This is a genomic window from Streptomyces sp. NPDC048565, from assembly GCF_040650935.1.
Classification (GTDB): domain Bacteria; phylum Actinomycetota; class Actinomycetes; order Streptomycetales; family Streptomycetaceae; genus Streptomyces.
Genome location: NZ_JBEZIH010000011.1, coordinates 202,036 through 211,250 on the forward strand (window position 1 = coordinate 202,036; position 9,215 = coordinate 211,250).

At 70.5% G+C, this 9,215-nt stretch carries 8 protein-coding genes; 2 read left to right on the forward strand and 6 right to left on the reverse strand.

Translation table 11 applies throughout. The annotated features are described in order from the left end of the window. Positions 1-120 precede the first annotated feature (120 nt). The 6 genes from AB0C75_RS16240 to argB all read right to left on the reverse strand — a co-directional run bounded on the left by AB0C75_RS16240 (position 121) and on the right by argB (position 6,445). Entirely contained in the window at positions 121-522 is a 402-nt protein-coding gene (locus AB0C75_RS16240) for a GntR family transcriptional regulator (protein ID WP_362891181.1), read from the reverse strand. A 2-nt stretch (positions 523-524) separates the two neighbouring features. Next, entirely contained in the window at positions 525-1,472 is a 948-nt protein-coding gene (locus AB0C75_RS16245; RefSeq protein ID WP_362891183.1) for a DUF1648 domain-containing protein, read from the reverse strand. A 69-nt stretch (positions 1,473-1,541) separates the two neighbouring features. After that, a complete protein-coding gene (locus AB0C75_RS16250; RefSeq protein WP_362891185.1) occupies positions 1,542-3,086 on the reverse strand; it encodes a DUF6056 family protein in 1,545 nt (514 codons plus the stop codon). A 6-nt stretch (positions 3,087-3,092) separates the two neighbouring features. Next, positions 3,093-4,571 (reverse strand): glycosyltransferase, encoded by a 1,479-nt coding sequence (locus tag AB0C75_RS16255; RefSeq protein ID WP_362891186.1) that lies wholly within the window; start codon positions 4,569-4,571, stop codon positions 3,093-3,095. A 180-nt stretch (positions 4,572-4,751) separates the two neighbouring features. Continuing rightward, positions 4,752-5,099, reverse strand: coding sequence for a VOC family protein (locus AB0C75_RS16260; RefSeq protein WP_362891188.1), 348 nt, complete (start codon positions 5,097-5,099; stop codon positions 4,752-4,754). Positions 5,100-5,566: 467 nt separating this feature from the next. Further along, entirely contained in the window at positions 5,567-6,445 is an 879-nt protein-coding gene (argB, locus tag AB0C75_RS16265; protein WP_362891190.1) for an acetylglutamate kinase, read from the reverse strand. 364 nt (positions 6,446-6,809) lie between these two features. On the opposite strand from argB, the gene AB0C75_RS16270 reads away from it, so the two are divergent. Both AB0C75_RS16270 and AB0C75_RS16275 read left to right on the forward strand, forming a co-directional pair. Further along, positions 6,810-7,571, forward strand: a complete 762-nt coding sequence (locus AB0C75_RS16270; protein ID WP_362891192.1) for an IclR family transcriptional regulator — start codon at positions 6,810-6,812, stop codon at positions 7,569-7,571. A 195-nt stretch (positions 7,572-7,766) separates the two neighbouring features. After that, positions 7,767-9,146 (forward strand): alpha-amylase family protein, encoded by a 1,380-nt coding sequence (locus AB0C75_RS16275; protein WP_362891194.1) that lies wholly within the window; start codon positions 7,767-7,769, stop codon positions 9,144-9,146. Positions 9,147-9,215 lie beyond the last annotated feature (69 nt).

The following is a 9,215-nucleotide window of genomic DNA, read 5'->3' on the forward strand; positions in this document are numbered from 1 at the left end:
GCACGCTGGTCACGCATGTCCGCGGAGCTGGATCACAGGCGCGGACGAGAACCGGAGCCGACGGCGATGAAGTCTATGATCACTCCGGGCCTGCTTCAACAGGCGCGTGTGTCACGCGTGTTACTGATCCGAGGGGTGAACCCCGAGGGCGGCGGGCGCCGGCGCGCCCGCCAGGCCGCTGCGCACCAGGGCAAGGAACTCCTGGTCCGTGAGGCCGAGTTCGCGCGCCTGGGCGATGAGGCCGTGCACCGCATCGGTGAGCCTGGCCTGACCGGCGGCGCCGGGCGCCGCGGTGATCACCGCGCCCCGGCCGCGGCGCAGCTCGATCAGGCTCTCGTCGCGCAGTCGCTGATAACCGCGGAGCACGGTGTGCACATTGACGCCCAACGACTCGGCGACCTCACGGGCGGACGGCAGCCGCTCGCCCGGGGCCGCCGAACCGTCGGCGATCGCCCCCCGCACGCAGGCGGCGATCTGCTCACCCAGCGGCACGGGTGAGCCGGGGAGTACCCGGAAGAGCACGACTAGTACCGCTCCCTTGCGTGGCGTTCCGTCAGGCTGTTGAGGAGGGCGGCCGCGGTGGCCGAATCGTCGACCGTGACCACGTATTCGCGTCCCTGTGCCGTGCGGACCGAGAGTGCCTCTCCGGAACGGAGTATCACGCCGCGCCTGTTCGGACGGATCCGGTAGCCCCAGCCGCCGAAGTCCGCCGTCGCGTTGATCCGGACGCTGTCGGCGCCGGCGATCCTGTCGAGAGGCAGCGCGAGCCGTGGCCTGGGCAGGATCGTCGACGCGACGGTGAGTCCGCGCCGGTCGACGGTGACCCGGATGCCGGTGAACGTGGCGCAGAGGAGGCCGATGACGAGCGGCGGCAGCCCTGACCCCAAGGGGCCGAACGTCAGGACGGAGATCCCGGCGACCGTGAGCACGCCGGCCACGCTCAGCATCACGCGGGACACGACCGTGCGGCTCCAGGCGGCCACTTCCCCCTTGGCCAGCGGCAGTGAGCGGGCCGGTGGTGCGGGCTCGGGGCGCGGTTCAGGGCCCATCAGCCGCCAGGCCAGGGCGCCGGTGGCCGCCCCCGCGGCGAGCATGACCGCGATGTGCCACACGGGCATGTGCACCTCGGACGGGTCCTGTACGTCCCTGTTGATCAGGACGGTGAGGATCAGCGGATAGCCGACCGTGACCGCGGTGCCGGCCCCGACCGCGGAATTCAGCTTCGATCCACCGCTGCCCCTGGAGACCAGGGGCAGGACGGCGAACAGCAGCCCGAGACCGACGAGCAGAGCGCACCCGAACCACAGGGCGGTGGTCCGGCTCATGTAGTCGTCCGCGCCGCCGCCCGTCGAGAAGTGGGTGGCGATCCGGTCAGGCAACCGGTCGTTGTTCGCCAGGAAAACACCCGCGTAGGCGGCGGTGGCGACGCCGAACGGAACGGCCGTCAGAGTGCTCCTTCTGATGGCAGTCATCTTTCTCCCCCCTCTACTTGTTTGCATTCAAGTAGAACAATAGCAGTAGCCGGGAGACGAGCTGATCCGTCAGTCACCGGCAGAGGGACGGGAGGCATCGGTGACGCGGTCGATCCGGTAGTAATCGGCGACGCATCCACCGGGCCAGTAGGAGCGCCCACGCCGGCTGAACGGCTCCAGCATCTGGCTGATCACCAGAGGCTCGTACGGGAGGACCCGGGCACCGGCGCTCGCACCCTCGCGCAGCCGCCGGTCCTGGGCGTCCCACTTCCCGGCCCGTGCGCGCAGATCCGTGTCGAGGTCGAGCAGCGTGAGAGCGGGTGCGAAGCAGACCAGGACGCAGAGCACCGCGCACACGGCCTGCAACGGGCCGGTACGCCGCGTGCGCAGGCGGGCCGCCGACCCCAGCAGCGCACCGGCGCCGATGAGCAGGGCCACGTACACCAGCAGGTAGTCGTTCCAGAGCCGGGCCGCGCTGGGAGCGGCCACCCTGTCCTGGAACACCGGGTAGGCGATGACGGTGCAGAGGAAGCCCGACACCAGGAGCGCGGCCACCGCGGCACAGGCCGTCAGAAACCACCCGGCGGGCGGTCGGGGCGGGCTCCCTTCCGGGCGTCCGCACAACAACCCCAGGAGCACCCCCACCGCGAGCGCCCCGGCGTATTGCCAGGTGCTGGCGACGCTCAGGGCGATCTCCCCGAATCCGCGCAGGGAGGACGCGAGCGATTCGGGCGCGACCATGGACGTCGTACCCGCCCCGAACCTGCCCCGTCGGCTGTTCGAGCCGGGCGAGGCGATCAGGACGAGGCCCCCGGCGACGACCCCGGAGATGCCCGCGGCGCACCAGAGGCGCAGGAAGCGCCGCGAAGGCCGGGCGGTGGCACGGCAACTGAGCAGAAAAACCGTGGCCAGCCCCACCACCACGACGATCGCGGTCTCCTCCGAGAGCGTGCCGATGACCGCACCGGCGCACAGGGCCACGGCGAGAGCAACGCTCTTGCCCCGGCGCGATCGCGCCACCAGGAACGGGAGCAGCGCGGCGCAGGCCAGCACCGGTGGCATCGTGTGGGAGACCGACGCGGCCGGCCAGTAGAACGTCTTGTAGGTGTTGGGCGTGACGAACAGGAACAGCGCGGTCGCCATCGCCGAGACCAGCAGCGGCAGTCCGCGCGGCACGGTGAGCCGCAGTCGCCGCAGCGCGAGCACGGTCGCCGCCCACAGCACCGTGAGTGTCAGTACACCGCTGACCAGGCCGAACCACTGGTGGCCCGCGACCTGAAATTTCGCATAGGCGCCGACCAGCACGGCGTTGACGACCCGCCCGTTGTCCTCGAAGTAGAACTTTCCGACGAGACCCGTGACCCCGTGGTCCCGCACGACGGGCAGGAAGCACCAGTCGTCCGCGCCCGGCCGCACCGACCGCCCGAACCAGGCGGCGGCTGCGAGCAGTGCGAGCGGCGGGAGCGCGAGTGCGGTCACCCAGATCGAGGTCCGCGCATCTGGCCCAAGGGTGCGCCGCGGCCGTCCCGCAACGCCTCGTGGGTCCCGCAGATCCAGCCGCCCGGTGGCGTCCGGCCGGTCAGGTGCCGCGGATTCCGGAGTGCTGTCGGACATCGGTGTTCACCGGTCCTCGGTGGCGTGGAGGGGGAGATCGGAGGCCGGGGCGTCCAGGGCACCGTCCCGCGCGCCCACCTGCTGTTCCTGCGGCCGTACACCTGGGGGCATGCCCTCCCGGCGGCCCGACATGATCGCCCACCGGGCCAGCAGGAAGGAGACCGGGGTGACCAGGACACCGGCGACGAGCGCGGCCAGATTCTTGTCCAGGCCGAGACCGGTGACGGCGCCGTAGAGCAGAGCGCCCGACGCCACGAGATTGACTGCGCTCGACACGGGATAGCGCACGAAGGCACGCCACGTAGGTCTCGTCCGGCAGGTGACATAGGAGTTGAGCAGGAACGAGCACACGATGCTGACCGCGTAGCCGATGACATGGGCGGCCAGATAGGGGATCCATCGGTTCAGGACGGCGTAGACACCCAGATAGACCGCTGTGTTGACGCACCCCACCAGGACGAAACTGCCGAACTGGCGGGCGGTGCGGGTCCGGGGCGGGACGAGTGCGTCCAGCCCGTCGCTCACCTGGGGCGGCGGGCGGTCCGACAGCACGGGACCGCTCTCGTCGGTCTCCCGCACGACGTAGGGCGGACGGTGCTTCGCCTCGTGATAGATGCGGCCCACGTACTCGCCGATCACCCCGAGGGTGACCAGCTGGATGCCGCTGAGAGCCACCACCGCGGTGAGCAGGGTGGCGTATCCGGGGGTGTCGGCGCCGTGCAGCACGACGGTCACCACCGTCCACACCGCGTACGCCAGTGCCGAGAGGAAGACCCAGAAGCCGGTGTAGATGGCGAGTCGTAGCGGGCGGTTGTTGAAGGACAGGAGACCATCGATGCCGTAGTTCAGCAGGCGCCGGCTTCCCCATTTCGAGCGGCCCGCCACGCGCTCGCTGTTCCGGTAGCGGAAGCTGACCGTGTCGAAGCCGATCCAGGAGAAGATCCCCTTCGAGAAGCGGTTGCTCTCCGGCATGGACAGGACGCTCGCCACCGCTCGTCGGGACAGCAGCCGGAAGTCCCCGGTTCCGTCCAGGAGCTCCACGTCCACACAGCGGCGTACGACGGCGTAGTAGGCACGGCTGAGAGCGCTGCGGGCCATGCCCTCACCGGTTCGGTCACGACGCGGGATGACCTGGTCGTAGCCGTGCCGGTGCAGTTCGAGCATGCGCGGGACGAGTTCGGGCGGGTGCTGGAGATCGGCGTCCATGATCACCACGGCGGCGCCCCGCGCCATGCGGAGACCGGCGAGCATGGCGGCCTCCTTGCCGAAGTTCCGGCTGAACGCCGTGTAGCGGGTCCGTTCGTCCCGCGCGGCGAACGCGCCGATCAGCAGCCGTGTGCGGTCGTTGCTGCCGTCGTCGACGTAGCAGATCTCGAAGGTCTCATCGAGTCCTTCCAGGACGGCGGTCAGTGCCCTGTGGAAGGAGGTGATGCCCTCCGCCTCGTTGAAGCAGGGCACGACGACCGACAGCTGAAGGCCGGCCACACGACACCTCCGGACGCTCTGGGACCCGGAGCCGGGGATCCGGCTCGCTCCGGGCACCACAGTCGCGCATCCGGTGGTGAAGTCCTCCTCCTCCCGCTCCGGACGCGCGGGCCGGCGGGCTCTTTCGCACGAACGGCGCACGCCCGGGGGTACGGGCGACGGGGAGCAACGGGCGGGGGATCAGAGATGGCCCACCACGTTGACCACGTGGCCGTCGGGGTCGCGGACGAAGAACCGGCGCACGCCCCACTCCTCGTCCCGCAGGGGGTGCACGATCTCCGCGCCGCTCTCCCGCATGACCGCGTAGGCCGCGTCCACATCGTCCACCTCCACACTCATGTCGGGGATGACCGGCGCCGTCCTGTCGCGGCTCATGAAGGTGACCTGTGCCGTGGGGTTGGAGGGAGAGGCGAGCGTCATGACCCAGCCGAGGTTCATGACCTCCTGGAACCCCAGGAGTTCGTAGAAGCCGCGACTCTCCTCCAGGTCCTGCGAGTGGATGTCCGGCATGACGCGGCGGATGGACATGGTGCACTCCTTCTGACGGGCGGACGGGATCGTGCCTCCGAATTCTGTCCGGAGTGGCGCGGGTACGCACACGAGAGCGCGGGCCGTCGGCGCCTTGTTGACGGGGAGTGGTGTCATGTCGCCCGCTCTGCATGCCATCGACAGCTCCCGAGGATGAGCTCAGGCGCCTGAATCACCGGCGGTCCGACGCGGCGGACGCGTCGGGGGCGGGCACCGACGTCCACTCCGGCACGAGCACGCCGGGCACAGTCAGGGACGCGGCGTGGGGGCCTGGCTCCCGCGCGCCGTGCCGGCGTGTTCGCGCGGCCGGTCCCTCGGGGCCCTCTTCACGGCGACGACCGGTTACGGCGGCCTGTTCCCGCGGCACGGATTCGCGGCCGTGAGCGGCGCGCCCCGGGCGTGGGCGAAGCCCCCGGACCCCCGGCGCGACGCGCGGGTGCGGGCACTCACTCGGTGAGAGCGAGCCGTCAGCTCCGGCCGGCGGTCTGTGTGGCCCGCGCGGTGCACGGCGGTCGTACGCCGCCCGGACCACGGCCCCCGTCACTGTCGGGCACCACGGTGGTCCCCGGGCTGTTCTCGTCGAGGACTCCGCGCAGCACCGCGTGCGGCACGCGCCCGTCGAGCACGTGCGCCCTGCGGACGCCGCCTCGGACGGCCCGCAGGCAGCCCTCCATCTTGGGCAGCATCCCGCTCGTCAGCCCCGGCAGCAGATCGTCCAGTGCCTCGGCGGTCACCCGCTCGATCACATCGGTGCTGTCCGGCCAATTCGCGTACAGGCCCTCCACATCGGTGAGCATGACCAGTCGCTCGGCGTCGAGTGCCACGGCCAGGGCCGACGCCGCGAGATCGGCGTTGACGTTGTAGACCTGCCCGTCCTCGCCGCGCGCCACGGGGGAGACCACCGGAATGCTGCCCTGCTCCAGGAGCAGGCGCGGCATGGCCGGGTTCACGTGCACGATGTCGCCGACCAGGCCGATGTCCACGGGGCGGCCGTCGACCCAGACCGGCCGCCGGACGGCCGTCATCGTGTGCGCGTCCTCACCCGTCATGCCGACGGCGAAGGGCCCATGGGCATTGATGTGGCCGACCAGGTCTCGCTGGACCTGCCCCGTCAGCACCATGCGCACCACCTCCATGATCTCCGGGGTGGTCACCCGCATCCCCGCCTCGAAGCGGGTTTCGAGGCTGAGTCGATCGAGCATCGCGTTGATCTGCGGCCCGCCCCCGTGCACCACGACCGGGCGCAGACCGGCACGCCACAGCTCCACCACGTCGAGTGCGAAGGAGCGTTGAAGGCCCGCGTCGACCATGGCGTGGCCGCCGAACTTGACGACGACCACGTCCATGGATCAGGTCCCTCCGTTGATGGCACACCCTGGGCCAACCCGGGCGCGGGAAGCTTAGCCTAACCTAAGAAGAGGTGTCGGTCTTGATCAGGTGGCCGTCAGGGCCGCCGGTGGAGGGCGAGGAAGGCGGCGAGCGAGGTCGGCCGTCGACAGCTTCGGTACGGCGGCCGAGCGCAGGGCGTCGTCCCGGACGAGCGGGGCAGCCCGAGCCGTCGGGTCGTACGTCCACCCTGCTCAGGCCGATCCAAACGGCACGGCCGAAGTCCGGTCAGGACGGTCGGACGGACAGTGACGGCACCGACCCGGAATCATGGGGGCCGACGCCGCGTCGGAACACGGCCCGTGACACGACCGAGAGGACCCCATGGCCGACCCCAGGAGCTACATCATCGAGTCGTTGGACACCGGGCTGCGCCTGATGCGTCTCTTCCTGACCCACGACACCCTGTCGGTCACCGACGCGGCCAGGGAGCTGGACGTGGCCCGCTCCACGGCGCACCGCGTGCTCAGCACCCTCGAATCGCGCGGCTTCGCCACCCGTGACACCTCGGGTCGCGGCTACTCCGCGGGACCCGAACTGGTCACTCTGGGCCGCCCGGCGGGTTACGGCCCCGGGATCCGGACGCGCCTGCAGGTGGTGCTGGACGCGGCGGCCACCGCCACGGGGGAGACGATCAGTACCGCCGCCCTGATCGGCGACCAAGTCATCATCACCGATGGCCGGGAATCGTCGCACCCCGTGCGTGCCGTCCTGGAGACCGGACGCGTCCATCCCGCACACGCCACCTCGGCGGGCAAGGTGCTGCTCGCCCAGCTGACCGGCGAACAGGTCTGTGCTCTCTACCCGGATGAGCGGCTGCCCGGTGTCACGGGACGTACCCTGGTCTCCCGTACCGCCCTGCTCTCCGAGCTGGCCGGGATCCGCGCCGACGGCCGCGCCGACAGTGCCGGTGAGTCGGTGTGCGGAATGCACGCCGTGGCCGTGCCGCTGGCCGGAAGCACCTGGCGCGACCGGCTCGCCCTGATGGCGTCGATGCCGGCGGACCGCGGGAGCGAACCCGAACTGGCCCGGCACGCGGTGTCGTTGCGGCGGGCGGCCGGGCTCCTTCCGCCGCCGTCCTCGTGACCCGGGCCACCCGGGCGGGCGAACTGACGGTAGCCGAGGGGCCGATGGGGTTGCGCAAGAATCTGAAAGAACTTGCAGAAGTCCTTGACGGCGGTACGGGCGGAGCGGCAGGCTCCCATTCGTTCCCCCCACGGCAGCCTGGCGCGTGGCTGCCTTCGAGGGCACAGCCGTGCCCTGTTGCCGAAGGAGCCGCACATGCAGCACCGATTCCGCCTGATCGGCGGAACGCTCGCCGGAGTCATGACCGTTGCCGGTCTCGCCGCGCTCGCACCCTGGCAGTCGCAGGCGACGCCGCCCGGTGAGAAGGACGTCACCGTCACCATGTTCGAGCGGCCGTTCGCGGATGTGGCGACCGCCTGTACCGACCAGCTCGGCCCTGCCGGTTACGGCTACGTGGAGGTGTCACCCGCCAGCGAGCACATCGCGGGCGACCAGTGGTGGACGTCCTACCAGCCGGTCAGCTACAAGATCGCCGGACGGCTCGGCGACAGCGACGCTTTCGCCGCCATGGTGGACGCCTGTCACACCGCGGGCGTCAAGGTCATCGCCGACGCCGTCATCAACCACATGGCAGCCGGGTCCGGGACGGGCACGGGTGGGACGGCCTACACGAAGTACGACTACCCCGGATACTTCGGGGACGCCGACTTCCACACCTGCCGGAGCGACATCTCGGACTACACGGACCGCGACGACGTACAGAACTGCGAACTGGTGGGACTGTCCGATCTCGACACGGGCAGCGACGGGGTCCGCTCGACCATCGCCGCCTACCTCGACAACTTGCGGTCCCTGGGGGCCGACGGCTTCCGCATCGACGCGGCCAAGCACATCGCCGCCGACGATGTCGCCGCGATCAAGGGGAAGATGAGCGATCCGGGCTTCTGGGTCTCGGAGGTCATCCAGGGAGGCGGCGAAGCCGTACAGCCCGAGGAGTACACCGAAGTCGGTGACGTGGACGAATTCCGCTACGGCGGCCACCTCAAGAGCGCCTTCGAGGGCGGCAGCATCGCCCAGCTGAAGTCCATCGCGGACGGCAAGCTGGACAGCGGCTCCGCGCGGACGTTCGTCGACAACTGGGACACCGAACGCAACGGCTCCACCCTGTCCTACAAGGACGGCGCGGTGTACTCCCTCGCGAACGTCTTCATGCTGGCCTCGCCGTACGGTTCGCCGAACGTGTACTCCGGCTACGAGTGGTCGGACGCGGACGCCGGCCCGCCGAGCGGCGGCGACGGCTGGACGAACACCCACACCCAGCAGGTGATCACCGGACTGGTCGGCTTCCGCAACGAGGTGGGCTCGGCCGAGCTGACCGACTGGTGGGACAACGGCGGCAGCGCCATCGCGTTCGGCCGTGGCGACAAGGGATTCGTCGCACTGAACGACGGGGACGACGCTCTGACGGAGTCGTTCACGACGTCCCTGCCCGGCGGTACCTACTGCAACGTCGCCGAGGCCTCGCCGGACGACTGCGACGGCAACACGGTGACGGTCGGCGACGACGGCACCGTCCAGGCCGAGGTGCCTGCCCGCGGTGCGCTGGCACTGCACACGGGAGCCCAGGCGGGCTGACCGCCCGGGGCGGCGCCACGCACAACGACGCGCAGGACGGAGTCCACGCCGTCCTCCGCGTCGTTGTGC